The 14,463-nt window shown below is 42.4% G+C and carries 18 protein-coding genes; 9 read left to right on the top strand and 9 right to left on the bottom strand.

Going from position 1 to position 14,463, the window contains the following annotated elements; genetic code table 11:
- Position 1: 1 nt before the first annotated feature.
- Positions 2-430, bottom strand: a complete 429-nt coding sequence (rplM, locus tag IT970_RS02265) for a 50S ribosomal protein L13 (RefSeq protein ID WP_036971273.1) — start codon at positions 428-430, stop codon at positions 2-4.
- Positions 431-780: 350 nt separating this feature from the next.
- Positions 781-1,869: a cell division protein ZapE gene (zapE, locus tag IT970_RS02260; protein WP_036971276.1), complete on the bottom strand. Its 1,089-nt coding sequence runs from the start codon at positions 1,867-1,869 to the stop codon at positions 781-783.
- Between the two features lie 177 nt (positions 1,870-2,046).
- Between zapE and IT970_RS02255 the strand changes: the two genes are divergently transcribed.
- The 3 genes from IT970_RS02255 to IT970_RS02245 all read left to right on the top strand — a co-directional run bounded on the left by IT970_RS02255 (position 2,047) and on the right by IT970_RS02245 (position 5,147).
- Positions 2,047-2,490, top strand: a complete 444-nt coding sequence (locus IT970_RS02255; protein ID WP_036971279.1) for a YhcB family protein — start codon at positions 2,047-2,049, stop codon at positions 2,488-2,490.
- A 123-nt stretch (positions 2,491-2,613) separates the two neighbouring features.
- Positions 2,614-3,966 carry a Do family serine endopeptidase gene (locus IT970_RS02250; RefSeq protein ID WP_074989677.1) on the top strand — a complete coding sequence of 451 codons (1,353 nt, stop codon included), beginning with the start codon at positions 2,614-2,616 and terminating at the stop codon, positions 3,964-3,966.
- Positions 3,967-4,064: 98 nt separating this feature from the next.
- Positions 4,065-5,147 carry a trypsin-like peptidase domain-containing protein gene (locus tag IT970_RS02245; protein WP_036971284.1) on the top strand — a complete coding sequence of 361 codons (1,083 nt, stop codon included), beginning with the start codon at positions 4,065-4,067 and terminating at the stop codon, positions 5,145-5,147.
- A gap of 53 nt (positions 5,148-5,200) precedes the next feature.
- Here IT970_RS02245 and murA read toward each other — a convergent pair whose 3' ends face one another.
- From murA to IT970_RS02210, 7 genes are read right to left on the bottom strand one after another with little or no spacing between them, the layout of a single operon-like run.
- Positions 5,201-6,460 carry a UDP-N-acetylglucosamine 1-carboxyvinyltransferase gene (murA, locus tag IT970_RS02240; protein ID WP_036971287.1) on the bottom strand — a complete coding sequence of 420 codons (1,260 nt, stop codon included), beginning with the start codon at positions 6,458-6,460 and terminating at the stop codon, positions 5,201-5,203.
- 15 nt (positions 6,461-6,475) lie between these two features.
- A complete protein-coding gene (locus IT970_RS02235; RefSeq protein WP_065978178.1) occupies positions 6,476-6,733 on the bottom strand; it encodes a BolA family protein in 258 nt (85 codons plus the stop codon).
- A gap of 5 nt (positions 6,734-6,738) precedes the next feature.
- Positions 6,739-7,032, bottom strand: coding sequence for an STAS domain-containing protein (locus IT970_RS02230; RefSeq protein ID WP_036971292.1), 294 nt, complete (start codon positions 7,030-7,032; stop codon positions 6,739-6,741).
- Positions 7,025-7,702, bottom strand: coding sequence for an MlaC/ttg2D family ABC transporter substrate-binding protein (locus IT970_RS02225; protein WP_074989675.1), 678 nt, complete (start codon positions 7,700-7,702; stop codon positions 7,025-7,027). The genes IT970_RS02230 and IT970_RS02225 overlap by 8 nt, the downstream gene beginning before the upstream one ends.
- A 2-nt stretch (positions 7,703-7,704) precedes the next feature.
- The gene (mlaD, locus tag IT970_RS02220) at positions 7,705-8,253 is read right to left on the bottom strand and encodes an outer membrane lipid asymmetry maintenance protein MlaD (RefSeq protein WP_036971296.1); all 549 of its coding nucleotides are present in this window, start codon (positions 8,251-8,253) and stop codon (positions 7,705-7,707) included.
- Positions 8,254-8,266: 13 nt separating this feature from the next.
- Complete coding sequence (mlaE, locus tag IT970_RS02215; protein ID WP_036971298.1) at positions 8,267-9,046, bottom strand: lipid asymmetry maintenance ABC transporter permease subunit MlaE; 780 nt, start codon at positions 9,044-9,046, stop codon at positions 8,267-8,269.
- Entirely contained in the window at positions 9,039-9,857 is an 819-nt protein-coding gene (locus IT970_RS02210) for an ATP-binding cassette domain-containing protein (protein WP_074989679.1), read from the bottom strand. Before IT970_RS02210 ends, mlaE begins: the two co-directional genes overlap by 8 nt.
- Before the next feature lie 248 nt (positions 9,858-10,105).
- Here IT970_RS02210 and IT970_RS02205 point away from each other — a divergent pair, with 248 nt between their 5' ends.
- Genes IT970_RS02205 through lptB form a run of 6 tightly spaced genes read left to right on the top strand, consistent with a single transcriptional unit; the run spans position 10,106 to position 14,387 of the window.
- Positions 10,106-11,074 (top strand): calcium/sodium antiporter, encoded by a 969-nt coding sequence (locus tag IT970_RS02205; RefSeq protein WP_196857569.1) that lies wholly within the window; start codon positions 10,106-10,108, stop codon positions 11,072-11,074.
- Positions 11,075-11,077: 3 nt separating this feature from the next.
- Positions 11,078-12,049, top strand: a complete 972-nt coding sequence (locus IT970_RS02200) for a KpsF/GutQ family sugar-phosphate isomerase (RefSeq protein ID WP_036971306.1) — start codon at positions 11,078-11,080, stop codon at positions 12,047-12,049.
- Between the two features lie 2 nt (positions 12,050-12,051).
- Positions 12,052-12,603, top strand: a complete 552-nt coding sequence (kdsC, locus tag IT970_RS02195) for a 3-deoxy-manno-octulosonate-8-phosphatase KdsC (RefSeq protein ID WP_036971309.1) — start codon at positions 12,052-12,054, stop codon at positions 12,601-12,603.
- Entirely contained in the window at positions 12,600-13,154 is a 555-nt protein-coding gene (gene lptC / locus IT970_RS02190; protein WP_036971312.1) for an LPS export ABC transporter periplasmic protein LptC, read from the top strand. The genes kdsC and lptC overlap by 4 nt, the downstream gene beginning before the upstream one ends.
- The gene (gene lptA / locus IT970_RS02185) at positions 13,144-13,665 is read left to right on the top strand and encodes a lipopolysaccharide transport periplasmic protein LptA (RefSeq protein ID WP_036971315.1); all 522 of its coding nucleotides are present in this window, start codon (positions 13,144-13,146) and stop codon (positions 13,663-13,665) included. The genes lptC and lptA overlap by 11 nt, the downstream gene beginning before the upstream one ends.
- Positions 13,662-14,387, top strand: coding sequence for an LPS export ABC transporter ATP-binding protein (gene lptB / locus IT970_RS02180; protein ID WP_036971319.1), 726 nt, complete (start codon positions 13,662-13,664; stop codon positions 14,385-14,387). Before lptA ends, lptB begins: the two co-directional genes overlap by 4 nt.
- The last annotated feature ends 76 nt before the right edge of the window (positions 14,388-14,463 follow it).

Raw genomic sequence — 14,463 nt, 5'->3', positions numbered from 1 at the left:
CTTAAATGTCTAGAACCTGAGGCTGTTGTGCAGCATGGTTGTGCTCAGTACCCGCGTAAACTTTAAGTTTACGGTACATAGCGCGGCCTAAAGGACCACGTGGCAACATGCCTTTAACAGCTTTTTCGATGATCATTTCAGGCTTTGCAGCTTGAAGCTTGTCGAAAGTAGTAGACTTAAGACCACCTGGGAAACCAGTATGTGAGTGGTACATTTTGTCTTTTGCTTTATTACCAGTAACAGTAACTTTCTCTGCGTTGATAACGATGATGTAATCACCAGTATCTACGTGAGGAGTGTACTCAGCTTTATGCTTACCGCGTAGGCGACGAGCGATTTCAGTAGCGATGCGACCTAAAGTTTTACCTTCAGCGTCAACTACGTACCAGTCACGTTTTACTGTTTCTGGCTTAGCAACAAACGTTTTCATTTATTAAAATCCAATGTTTTTTAATTTAAAACCACAGGTAATTATTTTTAATTACCGCTCTAAGTTGAATGCTTTAACCCCTTCGAGTTTAAGACTTTGCGCCATCAATTAGAGGCTAAACTAATATCTGGCAATAGAACGCAACGTGGCAGACGCGGGAGTATACCAGCACTTAAACCACATTGCTAGATGATGGTTGTTTTTTATTCTAAGAAATCAGAAATCAGAAATCAGAAATAATATTTACGCACTTAATGTGAGCGATGGCTTTTTTATCAACTTATTTATAAAGAAAGCGTCATCTCAAGTGGCTAATTTCTGAAAACTCACAAAAAACAACTCAACAATGACTATGCTAAATGCTCTCGCGCTAAATATTCGAGCGACTGCATTTCTTGTAATCGGCTAATACAGCGCTTAAATTCAAAGTTTAAGTTACCTTCACTGTAAAGTTCAGTGATCGGTTTTTCTGCAGAAATAATAAGCGTCACATTGCGCTCGTAAAACTCATCAACCAATGCAATAAAACGACGTGCGGCATCGTCATTTGCTTGTCCTAATGCTTTTACATTCGAGAGTATGACGGTGTTGTATAAACGGCTGATCTCCATATAGTCGACCTGACTACGGGCTGTTTCACACAACTCGCTAAAATCAAACATCACGATACAATCAGACACTTTACGGGTTTTTATCATGCGCCCTTCTATTTCAATAGCGGTATCTAAAATGCCGGGCTCAGGTGAAAGCTTATCAAAGTATTCAAATAAGTTTGCGTCTGCTTGCGCATCGAGCGGACTATGAAAAATTTCGGCCTGCTCTAAGGTCCGTAAACGGTAATCAACCCCTGAATCAACATTTACTATTTCAGTATTTGCTTTTACTAATTCAATTGCTGGTAAGAATCGCGCACGCTGCAAGCCATTTCTATATAGCTCATCCGGAACAATATTCGACGTTGCCACAAGCACAATACCGCGCTCGAACAAGGCTTCCATCAGGCCGCCTAGCAACATTGCATCCGTGATATCTTGTACAAAAAACTCATCGAAACAAATAATATCTGTCTCCGACTTAAAGATATCAGCAACGACGTTCAGTGGATTACTGGTGTTTTTTAACTTTTTAAGCTCATCATGTACACGGTGCATAAACCGGTGAAAGTGCACACGCATTTTACGCTCAGTAGGCAGTGCTTCGTAAAATGTATCAACCAAATAGGTCTTACCTCTACCAACACCGCCCCAAAAATAAAGCCCTTTTATAGCTGGCGTGCTATCTTTAGAAAAGAGCTTGGCAAACCATCCCTTGGCGGCTGGCTTGTCAGCAGTTAAGTCATCATAGAGTCTTTGCAAATGACGAACCGCATTTTCTTGCGCTGCATCATGTACGAAGTCTTCACGTTGTAAATCTTGTTGGTATTTCTGCCAAGGAGTCATAGGTCGTTACAATAAAACACAGTTAAATTTGCACAGTATATTAACACGCATCGTATCTCAGGGTATATTAGCCCGCAGTATGATTTCACAATCAAATTAAGCATATTTTAATAAAGATTGGACTATAAATGCTTTTAAGGCATAAGTTTTAGTTATTTTTCCCAAAGGGGTGGATTTATGGGCACAATTACCTGGGTAGGTATTTTAATCATCGTTGCAATCGCAGCATTCTTTATTGGTGCATTTGTAACCAAAAAGCAATTTAAACAAGACGAGCTAGAGCATCAAGTAGAACAAGCCAACAATGCACTTGAACAATATCGTCAAGACGTTGCCGATCACCTTGCGAGCACTGGCAAACTGGTTTCAAAAATGAAAGACAACTACGATCAATTGCTCAATCATGTTGAAGAAACAAATAAGTTACTCCTAACAGATAAAAAGCAGCACCCTAATGAGCCGTTCTTTTCAAAAGAAACCACGGAGCAATTGCAACATTCATTACAAGACCGCCAAAGCGATCGCTCAAACGCAGAAGCGCAGCCTGCCGACTATGTAGTAGGTGAAACAGGTCTATTTGCAGGTTCAAATAAAGTTTCAGAACATTCTAAAGCCTCTTGATGAACTTTTTTTTGACCCCATAGTCTTTAGATATAACAGCTTTATATCTAAACGAAGAAAAGGGCTGCTTATGCAGCCCTTTTTAGTTTTTGCTTTATCTCTGAAGTGGAGTAAACCCAGACTATGAAAATGAAATTATCTGTTATTAGTGCTGCTATTTTATCTACTAGCTTATTGTTAACCCCTGCAATTTCAATGGCCAAACTTCCGGTGGCTGTCAATGGTCAACAACTGCCAACGCTCGCACCAATGCTTGAACAGATCACCCCAGGCGTCGTGAGTATTCAAGTATCAGGGTCTAAAGAAGTCCGCCGTAGAGCAACCCCTTTCGATGACTTTTTTGGTGTGCCGCGTGGGGGCAGTCAAAAGCGTCAATTTAGTGGTCTTGGTTCTGGTGTGATTATCGATGCCGATGAAGGTTATGTAGTGACCAATAATCACGTTGTTGAAGATGCCGAAAAAATGGTGGTCACGCTTGAAGATGGCCGTGAGTATGAAGCAACAAAAATTGGCAGTGACAAAGAGTCTGATATTGCCTTGTTACAAATCGATGCTGAGGATTTAACCGCTTTAAAAATTGCAGATTCAGATAAGCTTCGCGTCGGTGATTTTGCTGTCGCGATTGGTAACCCGTTTGGTTTAAGCCACACTGTAACCTCTGGGATCGTAAGTGCCCTTGGCCGCAGTGGTCTAAATATAGAGGGCTATGAAGATTTCATCCAAACCGATGCTGCGATTAACCAAGGTAACTCGGGAGGCGCGCTTGTTAATCTAAACGGCGAGTTAATCGGTATTAACACCGCAATTTTAGGTGCCTCTGGCGGTAACGTGGGAATTGGCTTTGCCATTCCATCAACAATGATGAAAAACCTTGTTGATCAAATTATTGAACACGGTGAGGTACGCCGCGGCTCACTCGGTATTTCAGGCCGTCCGTTGGATGCAGGGCTTGCAAAAGCGCAAAAGCTTGATGTTAAGCAAGGTGCCTATGTCATGCAGGTAATGGATGACACCGCAGCGAGTAAAGCGGGCATAAAAGCCGGAGATGTTATTATTAGTGTTGATGGTACTGAGATCAGTGGCTTCCACGAACTGCGCAGTAAAATTGCGACCCTAGGTGAAGGCAAAAAAGTGAAGCTCGGTATCTATCGTGATGGCAAAGTGAAAATAGTAAATGTCACACTTGATGGCGCCGCGACTTCTGTTTCAGCAGGTGAAGAAACACACCCTGCATTCCAAGGCGCAACGCTTGAAAACACGCAAAAGAGCGATGGGAAAGGTGTTGAAGTTGCCTCAGTAGAAGCACGTTCACCTGCCGCACGTGTGGGCTTAGAAGAAGGTGACGTGATCATGCAAGTGAACCGCCAACGTGTTGAGAATATTCGTGACATGAATAAAATTATCGAAAACACGCAAGGTAACATCGTACTCGGTGTGAAACGCGGCAGAGAGCTTGTTTTTGTTCTGATCCAGTAAACTTAATTGATAAATCATGAAAAAATAACAGCGGTGCTTGCCGCTGTTATTTTTTTTGTGCCATCATTAGGGGATTGCTCACTGATAATAAGAATATTGTGCTAAAACTATTTAAATTTATTCTTCCACCACTTTTTACCGGATTAGGGATTGCTTTTTTGGTGGTGTTATTTAGCCCCAGTTTACGCAGCGCACTTTTTCCTAATGTAAACTTACCAGCCGCGATGTCGTCTGAGCATATGAGCTTTTCTAGCGCTGTGCAAAGAGCCGCTCCTTCGGTGGTGACCATCTTTTCTGAGAGCATTTCAAACCAACCGCGATACAAACGTCAAAATACGATTCAAGAGTTAGGATCTGGCGTGATCATGTCGCAAGATGGCTACATATTAACCAATTACCATGTGATCAATAATGCGGACCAAATTATTGTGATCTTAACCGATGGCCGTCGCTTTTACGACGTTCAACTAATTGGTTTTGATACCATAACTGATTTAGCCCTCCTAAAAATAAATTCTGATCATTTACCTGTGATCCCCGTCAACGATAACTTCAAGCCCCGAGTAGGCGATGTTGTGCTCGCAATTGGTAACCCACTCAATTTAGGTCAAACAATTACCCAAGGGATTATTAGCGCTACCGGCAAACAAAAGATCACCGACAGCCCCTACAATAACCTATTACAAATGGATGCGGCCATAAATGTGGGTAACTCAGGGGGAGCATTAGTTAACTCACGAGGCGACCTTGTGGGTATCACATCAGCGCAATTTAAAACCCGTGAAAACTTAGATATTCAAGGTATCTTCTTTGCTGTTCCCTACTCTCTTGCAAAAGATATTATGGAAAAGCTAATTAAACATGGCCGTGTCGTTCGTGGTTACCTAGGCTTTACTGGAACCGCTGTGGACAGCACCGGAAAAGATGTAAGCGACAGCTACACTCCAGTAACGGGTATGCGTATTAATAACCTAGATCCCCTTGGTCCTGCATGGCAAGCGGGTATAAAAGAGCAAGATATTGTCATTAAAATTGCCGGATTATCGGTTGCAAACCCACAGCAAGTGCTTGAGAAAATAGGCAATACAGAGCCGGGTAAAGAAATTGAATTTGAGCTGTACCGTGATGGCAAGATTCTAAAAATAATGGTCACCGTCGCAGAACTCGAAACCAAGTTATAGCAATAAAAAAGGCCTATATAATATAGGCCTTTTTTAAACAAGCAGTGCTGTTCTTAACTCGAACGACGCTTAATATTAGCACCCAATGCACTGAGCTTATCTTCTATGCGTTGATAACCACGGTCAACGTGATAGATTCTATCAACGATTGTTTCACCTTGTGCCACAATCCCCGTCAGTATAAGACTGGCTGACGCACGTAAATCCGTTGCCATCACTTGTGCACCCGATAACCTTTCGGTATCACCACAAATCGCCGTGTTGCCCTCTAAGCGGATATTGGCTCCCATACGCTGTAACTCAGGGACATGCATAAAACGATTTTCAAATATCGTTTCGGTAATTGTTGCACTGCCCTTCGCCACAACATTAAGCGCGGTAAATTGTGCTTGCATGTCTGTTGGGAAGCCAGGATGTGGCATGGTCTTAATATTCACCGCTTTTAATTCACGGCCACGCATATCTAAGTAAATACTGTTATCGGTTACTTCTACGAATGCATTTGTCGCACGCAGTTTCTCAATAACAGGGTCAAGGCTATGGTGATCGGTGTTTTTACAAAGCACTTCACCACCGGCCATCGCAGCAGCAACCAAAAAAGTGCCCGTTTCGATACGGTCAGGTAAAATACTGTACTCGCAGCCTGACAGTGATTCGACACCTTCAACTTCAATTCGGCTCGTACCGGCTCCGGTTATCTTTGCCCCCATGGCAATTAAACAGTTAGCAAGATCCGTGATTTCAGGCTCGCGTGCTGCATTCTCAAGCACCGTTTTGCCATCAGCCAGTGTCGCTGCCATCAATAAATTTTCTGTGGCCCCTACACTTACCATTTCCATGAAAATTTCAGCGCCTTTCAAACGACCGTCTACTTTGGCGTTAATGTAGCCGTTTTCTACTTTGATAACCGCCCCCATACGCTCAAGGCCTTGGATATGGATATCAACAGGACGTGCACCTATCGCACAACCGCCAGGCAGCGATACTTGTGCTTCACCAAAACGTGCCACAAGCGGGCCAAGTGCAAGCACTGACGCACGCATTTGCTTTACTAACTCATACGGAGCGAGTGTTTTATTAACGGTTGCACCGTCGATAACCAGCGTATCTTGTTGCCATTCAACATTAGCACCTAAGGTCTTTAATAAAGCCTCTGTGGTACCAATATCGCGTAAACGAGGCACATTGCTAAAAGTACTTTTACCCTGCCCTAAAAGCGCAGCAAAAAGAATTGGAAGAGCGGCATTTTTAGCGCCAGAGATAGTAACTTCACCTGCCAGTGAGGTACCACCTTGAATAACGAATTGATCCATAAGTGGAGCCTACGACTATTGAGGTAAAATGAATTTTTGTTCGCGTTTCCATTCAGTGGGTGTGAATGCTTTAATTGACACCGCATGAATTGTACCGTCTGAGATAGTTGACATTAACGGGGCATACACCAATTGCTGTTTTTTAACGCGAGTTAAACCGTCAAAACACTCACCCACTGCAATCACTTCATAGTGGCTACCATTTGCTTTAACAATGACTTCATCTAATTTTAGTTCGTCGCGTAATAACGTTTCGACTTGGCTTGTTTCCATAAATCTCACTCAAATAAGTTTGTGACCTGTCCCAACTGCATTAACTTTTGCAATTGCTCAGGTGTATTTTGCAGTTCAAGGCGAATACCTTGCTGCTTTAATTCTGCGAAAGAGTGAATTAACCAAGCTAAGCCCGCTGTGTCAACCCTCGATACATCAGAAAGGTCAAAATACCATGTTTTATGCTTAGATTCTGGCTTAGCGTTAAGAAGGCGTTCATGGCCGATTGAATTTCGAGTCAGTTCACCACTGACTCGAAACTGGTTATCTTCAAGCTGAGTAATCGATATTTTACTCATCACCACCTTCGCCTCTAAACTGAACAGGAAGCTGGCTCTTTTGCTCAAGTAAGTCACTCACATACTCAATACCTTGCTGGCGAAGGATACCTTGCATTTCGCTTTGCTTAGCATCTAGTAAACTGATGCCCTCAGCAATCATATCGTATGCACGCCAATTTCCATCTCTGTCTTCGCGTACTTTAAAATCGATTTTAATATCAGGTTTACCTGGTTCAACAATCTTCGTTTTTACAACGACAACATCTTGGCCTTTAAACGGCTGCGCAGGTGCAAACTCGACACTTTGATTGGTGTACTGAGTAAACACACCGGCGTATGTGGCGATCAAATATTTTTGAAATACATCGATAAAGCGCTGAAGCTCTTTAATCGCTTTGGCTTTTTCTTCTTTATCTTCAATCGCACGCACTTTTGAGACATGATTACCCAATACACGCAATGCCGCGTATTTGTAATCAATGTAGGGCATTAACTCTTCTTCAACAATGGTACGAAGATACTCTTTGTCTTTCTCTATTAGTGGTTGATCGTTGGTGATTCTTGCAAAAGTGTTATCAGACACTTTACGCACCATTTTATAAGGGTCTTTTAAATCAACCTCGGGTTCAGCGGCCTGTGTATTAAACGCAAATACCACAGCCAAACAGATTAAAAATTTCTTAAACATAATTATTCACCACCCTGGTTGAATAAGAACTGACCAATCAACTCTTCTAATACTAACGCTGATTTTGTATCGGTAATAAAGTCACCATCGGCGAGCGCTCTACTTTCAACACCGAACAAATCATCCAATCCTGCATCTTGCTCATCCACAGTCACATCTTCACCCATACAACGTTGTTCAGCAGATTGCGGTGCAATAACAGGATTAATCCCCAAATACTGCTCACCTAAAATCCCTGATGTTAAGATAGAGATAGACGTTGTGTCTGAAAACTTACATAAATAATTGGCGTCAATGGCCATATTAACCACTGGCACAAACTCTTTTGGATGAATTGAAATAGACTCAACACGTCCAATCACCACGCCCCCGACTTTAATTGGGGCACGGGCTTTTAAAGAGCCAATATTTTCAAACTTTGCATTCAGTTGGTAAGTTTCACCGTTACCACTAATGCCAGCGTTAGCCACTTTAAATGCTAATAAAGCAAACGCAGCAATACCAAGGGCTACAAAAAAGCCAACTAAAATTTCTAATTTCCGTGAATTCATCTTTATACCCTAATTAGCTGGTAAACATTACCGCTGTTAAAATAAAGTCAAAACCTAAAACTGCCAGTGACGAGTGCACAACGGTTTCTGTTGTCGCTTTGCTGATCCCCTCAGAAGTAGGAATACAGTCATAGCCTTTGTAAAGCGCAATCCACGTCACAATCATGGCAAAAACAAAACTTTTAATCATGCCATTTACAATGTCTTCTTGAAATGACACTTGCGATTGCATAATCGACCAGAAACTACCTGAGTCAACACCTAGCCAATCAACCCCCACTAAATGCGCCCCAATAATAGCGACGGCAGAAAAAATAAGAGCCAACAATGGCATGCTTATAAAACCCGCCCAAAAACGCGGTGCAATAATGCGTTTCAGTGGGTCTATCGCCATCATTTCTAAGCTTGATAATTGCTCTGTGGCTTTCATTAAACCAATTTCAGCGGTCAGCGCACTGCCTGCTCGACCTGCAAATAACAAAGCGGTGACAACAGGCCCTAACTCACGAAGCAAACTCAGCGCCACTAAGGGACCTAAACTGTCTTCGGCGCCATAGCCAACTAATACGGTGTAGCCCTGCAGCGCGAGCACCATACCGATAAATAAGCCAGATACCATGATAATGAGTAATGACTGTGACCCGACCATATACAATTGGCGGATCAGTAATGGCGTGCCTTTTTTAACGTTTGGCACACTCACCAAAGCACCAAACAGCATTTGCGTAGAGCGACCAAGCGCAGCAAAACGCCCTAGCGTTTTGTGACCTAACCTCTGTAATAGATCAAGCATGGTGTACCCCTAACAACTCTTCTTCATACGCAGGAGCAGGATAATGAAATGGGACAGGACCATCCGACAACCCTTTTAAGAACTGCTGAACAAGCTCTGATTGATGATTTAGCATTTGCTCAGGCGAGCCTTCACCAATCACGCCTTGATCAGCAATAATAATGACATGATCAGCAATACTGAGTACTTCTGTCACATCGTGCGTCACAATTAATGAAGATAAACCTAACACTTGGTTTAATGACTTTATTAATTTAACCAACACCCCCATTGAAATTGGGTCTTGGCCAGCGAATGGCTCATCATACATGATAAGTTCGGGGTCAAGCGCAATAGAGCGCGCTAACGCCGCACGGCGTGCCATTCCTCCAGATAACTCTGAAGGCATTAAGTCTTGCGCACCACGCAAACCAACCGCTTGTAATTTCATGAGCACGACAAGGCGAATAAGATCTTCACTAAGTTGAGTATGTTCACGCAAAGGAAAAGCGATATTGTCAAATACAGACATATCGGTAAATAAAGCGCCGCTTTGAAACAGCATACTCATTTTGGTTCGGGCAGCGTACAGCTCCTTGCGCGACATGCTTGGAATACTGTTGCCCTCAAATAAAATGTCACCAGAATCAGGCTTAAGTTGACCGCCAATTAAACGCAACATGGTGGTTTTACCAATGCCGCTGGGTCCCATGATAGCGGTTATTTTGCCTTTCGGAATGTTAAAACTCATATTTTTATATATGATTCTATCGCCCCGTGAAAAGGTTACATCCTTGATTTCTACTATTGATTGCGACAAGTCGCTCTCCATAACTTTTTTCACTAGTTCTGCCATTTTAAGGGTTTTTTAGTCAAGATGGAAAAAACAAATCGTAAAATTTTGTAATATTTACTATCAAATGAATCTAAGACTAATAACGTATGGCTTAACCCCCGCTTAAATTAAGATTGTAACAACACCGCCCTTAATCATTGCCAGCTCATTCTTTTACTTATACTTTCAGGTTCGGTTTTGTTACTATTTGCAGTCATCTGTTTAAGTAATATTGGCGTATCACAATGGTGACTTCTTTTGTCATTTTAATTATTGGTTTTGCAGCACTCGTTTGGAGTGCCGATCGTTTTGTTTATGGGGCAGCCGCGCTGGCAAAAAATATGGGGATCCCCACCCTAATTATCGGTTTAACGGTTGTGGCTATGGGGTCATCAGCACCTGAAATGATGGTGTCGGCATCTGCAGCACTTGCAAACAAAACAGTTACCGCTGTCGGAAACGCTATTGGCTCTAATATTACCAACATTCTGCTTGTACTGGGGGTCACGGCCCTATTACGTCCTCTGTCTGTTTCTTCAATGACGCTAAAACGCGAAATGCCACTTGTGTTAATCGTATCGATTGGCGCGTGGTATGTATTTTCAGACAACTATTTTTCATTCGCCGAAGGGATTGCTTTAATACTTGCTTTTGCCGTATTTATTGCCGGATTAGTGATCATTTCATTGCGAGCAAAAAATCAAGATGACCCTTTTGTTAGTGAAGCCTGTGAAGATGTACCCGATAATGTCAGCACGCGTTCGGCAGTATTATGGCTTGTGGTCGGCATGATTTTGCTACCAATTAGCTCACACTTTCTAGTGGGTTCGGCGGTTGATATTGCCAAATATTTTGGTCTTTCTGATCTGGTTATTGGTTTAACAATTATTGCTATTGGTACTAGTTTACCTGAGCTTGCTGCCTGTATTGCAGGTGTCTTAAAAAATGAAGACGATTTAGCACTGGGCAACATTGTTGGCTCAAATATTTTTAATTTGCTGGCTGTACTGCCACTGGCAGGTATTATTAATCCATCGGTTATCGACCCATCAGCCGCTAACCGCGATGCACTTATTATGATAGCGGCCACCATTGTGTTAATTGCCATGTCATTGAACTTAAAAGGTGCACGTCGTATCAATAGAATTGAAGGTGGCTTTTTGTTAGTCGCATTTATTGCATATCAAGGCTATATTTTCAGCCAAATAGGATAATCAATGACGCAACATAGCTTTATCGCGCAAGGCAAGCGCGTACTCGAAATTGAAGCGCAAGCATTAAAAGAAATTGATCAATACATTGACCAGCATTTCAATAATGCCTGTCAATTAATGTTCCAATGTACTGGGCGAATTATCGTTATTGGCATGGGCAAGTCAGGCCACGTAGGTAATAAAATTGCTGCCACACTCGCCAGCACAGGAACACCTGCATTTTTTGTTCACCCAGGTGAAGCAAGCCACGGTGACCTTGGTATGATTACCCGTGATGACGTGGTTATGTGCATTTCAAATTCAGGGGAAACGAGCGAAGTTGTCAGTATTATTCCTGTCATTAAGCGCATTGGCGCAAAAATGATTTCGCTAACAGGTAACCCAGACTCAACAATGGCCACGCTTTCTGACGTACATGTGTGTATTAAAGTAAGCAAAGAAGCGTGCCCACTGGGCCTTGCGCCAACAGCCAGCACAACGGCAACGCTAGTCATGGGCGATGCAATGGCTGTAGCACTGCTTGAGGCAAGAGGCTTTACAGCAGACGATTTTGCACTTTCTCACCCGGGCGGAAGCTTAGGAAAACGTTTATTACTTTGTCTTAGTGATGTTATGCACGCAGGTGAGGCCACTCCCATTGTTAATGAATCACAAAGTATCAAAGATGCATTAATTGAAATGTCGGCTAAAGGCCTCGGTATGACTGCAATTGTTGGTGATGACAACACACTATCGGGACTTTTTACTGATGGTGATTTACGTCGTATTTTAGAGCAACGAGTTGATATTCACAGCACCGCAATTAGCCAAGTAATGACTCGCTCATGCACAACTGCACACGCTGATATGCTGGCCGCAGAAGCGCTTAATATTATGGAACGTAAACGTATTAATGGTTTGATTGTAATCGACAAAAGCAACACCCCCATTGGCGCGCTTAACATGCAAGACCTTTTAAAAGCAGGAGTACTTTAAGCATGACATTTGCTGAGCTTTACCAACCAGTAAGCACAGACGTGAGTCAACGTGCTCAAAAAATAAAACTGCTTATTTGTGATATTGATGGTGTTTTTTCAGATGGCCGTATTTATTTGGGCAATCAAGGCGAAGAGCTTAAAGCTTTCAATACAAAAGATGGATTCGGCATTAAAGCCCTTATCAATAGTGGTTTTCAGGTGGCCGTAATCACGGGACGCCATTCACAAATAGTTCAGCAGCGAATGACTAGCCTTACGGTACAACATATTTATCAGGGCCAAGAGAATAAGCTCATTGCTTATCAAGAGTTAAAAGATAAACTTAGCTTAACAGATGAGCAAATTGCCTATATTGGTGACGATGGTCCAGACTTACCGGTTATGGAAAAAGTCGGATTTGCCGTTGCTGTTAATGATGCTCATCCATTAATCAAAAAACTGGCTCATTACACCACCCTGTTACCTGGTGGCTTTGGAGCTGTGCGTGAACTAACTGATTTATTAATGCTAGAAAATGGCAAACCGCTAACTAGCGATGGAACGAGCGCATGAATATAGCCCGTATTTTACTAAGTATTGTTTTTGTTTGTAGCATGGTTTGGTTATGGTATCCGTACTTTAATCAACCGACAAACACAGTGCTCAGTGAAGACGAGATTATCGCTACACCTGATTACACCGCAATCGCATTAAAGCAAACAGCCTATGATGATCAAGGTAAAATCAGTCATAAAGTGGCCGCAGCTAAAATGGAGCTGTATCAACAGCTCGGGTTTACCTTTTTTGAGCAACCCATTTTCACCATTTACGGTGATCAGCAAGTTTGGCAAGTAAAAGCCAAAGAAGCCACGTTATATGAAAACGATCAGCTTGTATTCGAAGGGGATGTGGTTGCTAAAAACCTTACCCATAATGGCATGATCGAAGATATTAAAGCTGAGAACATTAACATCGACATTGACAAAATGACCATGTTTTCTAAGCAACCTGTCACGCTGACAGGGCCGAATTTAAAAATTACCGGTAAAGGTTTAAAAGCCGATTTAAAAGCCGAAATTGTTGAGTTAACTAACCATACACGAACCATATACTATGACCAATAAACTTAAGAAATTACTCCTGATCCCAAGCTTATTGATTGCGTTTTCTGGCGCAGCTGCTGAGCAGGCTGGCACACCAATCAGCATTAGCTCTGATCGCCAAGAAGGTCAGCTAAAAAATGGCATTGGTATCTTCGAAGATAATGTCGAGATCATACATGGTAACCGTCGTATTACAGCGGATCGACTCGAAGCACATGCAGGTGAAGTTGAAGGCACGGTTGAATTAATTATTGCCACAGGAAAGCCCGCTTACTTTGAAGAAAAACAAGCTGACGGCACTATTATGAGCGCCAGTGCTGAAGAAGTTCGATACGATGTTGCTAAACGCTTATTAACACTCGTTGGCAATGCACAAGTGACTCAAGCAGGCCAAAAAGTCAGTGCCAAGAGCATTACATACGATATGGAACAGCAACTGATAAGTGCCGAGAAAGATGAAAACTCGACCGATCGTGTACACACTATTTTAGTGCCTGTTGATAACAAAAAGAACGATGAAGGCCAGCCATGAGCACACTAAAAGCAGAGCTATTAGCTAAAAGCTATAAGGGTCGCCAAGTTGTAAAAAATGTAGGCCTTGAGGTAGAAGCTGGCAGCATTGTCGGTTTACTTGGGCCAAATGGCGCAGGTAAAACAACCACCTTTTACATGATTGTGGGATTAGTGCCCAGTGACAAAGGTAAAATAAGCATTGATGATAACGACATCACCTTATTGCCAATGCACAGCCGCGCTCGCTTAGGTATTGGCTATTTGCCACAAGAATCATCGATTTTTAGAAAACTGACTGTTTATCAAAACTTAATGGCCATTTTAGAGACCCGTAAAGATCTCAATAAACAAGGCCGCGAAGAAACACTTAACAGTTTACTTGATGAATTTAGCATTCAACACATTCGTGACAGCCAAGGTATGGCATTGTCAGGGGGTGAACGCCGTCGTGTTGAAATAGCACGTGCACTGGCCGCTGACCCTAAATTTATTTTGCTCGATGAGCCTTTTGCTGGTGTTGATCCTATTTCAGTGTTAGATATAAAGAAAATTATTGAGCACTTAAAAAATCGTGGTATTGGTGTATTAATTACTGACCACAATGTGAGAGAAACCCTTGATGTTTGTGAAAAAGCCTACATTGTTTCTCATGGGGAGCTAATTGCATCAGGTACACCTGAACATGTGTTAGCCGACCAAACTGTACGCGATGTGTATCTAGGCGAGCAATTCAGGCTTTAAATACGCCACCGACTAGAGCATCTGCTAGACTTATAACAATGACAATAAATCAAATAAATAGTTAACGGCATCGTTC

The sequence above is a fragment of the Pseudoalteromonas sp. A41-2 genome (assembly GCF_015767615.1).
GTDB classification, from domain to species: Bacteria; Pseudomonadota; Gammaproteobacteria; order Enterobacterales; family Alteromonadaceae; genus Pseudoalteromonas; species Pseudoalteromonas lipolytica.
This window is presented reverse-complemented; position numbering and strand designations above follow the sequence as displayed.

Coding starts and splice junctions, on each gene's coding strand:
- IT970_RS02210 (WP_074989679.1), bottom strand. CDS start 9,857: ATGGAGAGCGACTTGTCGCAATCAATAGTAGAAATCAAGGATGTAACC.
- zapE (WP_036971276.1), bottom strand. CDS start 1,869: ATGACTCCTTGGCAGAAATACCAACAAGATTTACAACGTGAAGACTTC.
- mlaD (WP_036971296.1), bottom strand. CDS start 8,253: ATGAATTCACGGAAATTAGAAATTTTAGTTGGCTTTTTTGTAGCCCTT.
- lptB (WP_036971319.1), top strand. CDS start 13,662: ATGAGCACACTAAAAGCAGAGCTATTAGCTAAAAGCTATAAGGGTCGC.
- mlaE (WP_036971298.1), bottom strand. CDS start 9,046: ATGCTTGATCTATTACAGAGGTTAGGTCACAAAACGCTAGGGCGTTTT.
- IT970_RS02235 (WP_065978178.1), bottom strand. CDS start 6,733: ATGGAAACAAGCCAAGTCGAAACGTTATTACGCGACGAACTAAAATTA.
- lptA (WP_036971315.1), top strand. CDS start 13,144: ATGACCAATAAACTTAAGAAATTACTCCTGATCCCAAGCTTATTGATT.
- IT970_RS02205 (WP_196857569.1), top strand. CDS start 10,106: ATGGTGACTTCTTTTGTCATTTTAATTATTGGTTTTGCAGCACTCGTT.
- IT970_RS02255 (WP_036971279.1), top strand. CDS start 2,047: ATGGGCACAATTACCTGGGTAGGTATTTTAATCATCGTTGCAATCGCA.
- murA (WP_036971287.1), bottom strand. CDS start 6,460: ATGGATCAATTCGTTATTCAAGGTGGTACCTCACTGGCAGGTGAAGTT.
- rplM (WP_036971273.1), bottom strand. CDS start 430: ATGAAAACGTTTGTTGCTAAGCCAGAAACAGTAAAACGTGACTGGTAC.
- IT970_RS02200 (WP_036971306.1), top strand. CDS start 11,078: ATGACGCAACATAGCTTTATCGCGCAAGGCAAGCGCGTACTCGAAATT.
- IT970_RS02250 (WP_074989677.1), top strand. CDS start 2,614: ATGAAAATGAAATTATCTGTTATTAGTGCTGCTATTTTATCTACTAGC.
- IT970_RS02225 (WP_074989675.1), bottom strand. CDS start 7,702: ATGTTTAAGAAATTTTTAATCTGTTTGGCTGTGGTATTTGCGTTTAAT.
- kdsC (WP_036971309.1), top strand. CDS start 12,052: ATGACATTTGCTGAGCTTTACCAACCAGTAAGCACAGACGTGAGTCAA.
- IT970_RS02230 (WP_036971292.1), bottom strand. CDS start 7,032: ATGAGTAAAATATCGATTACTCAGCTTGAAGATAACCAGTTTCGAGTC.
- lptC (WP_036971312.1), top strand. CDS start 12,600: ATGAATATAGCCCGTATTTTACTAAGTATTGTTTTTGTTTGTAGCATG.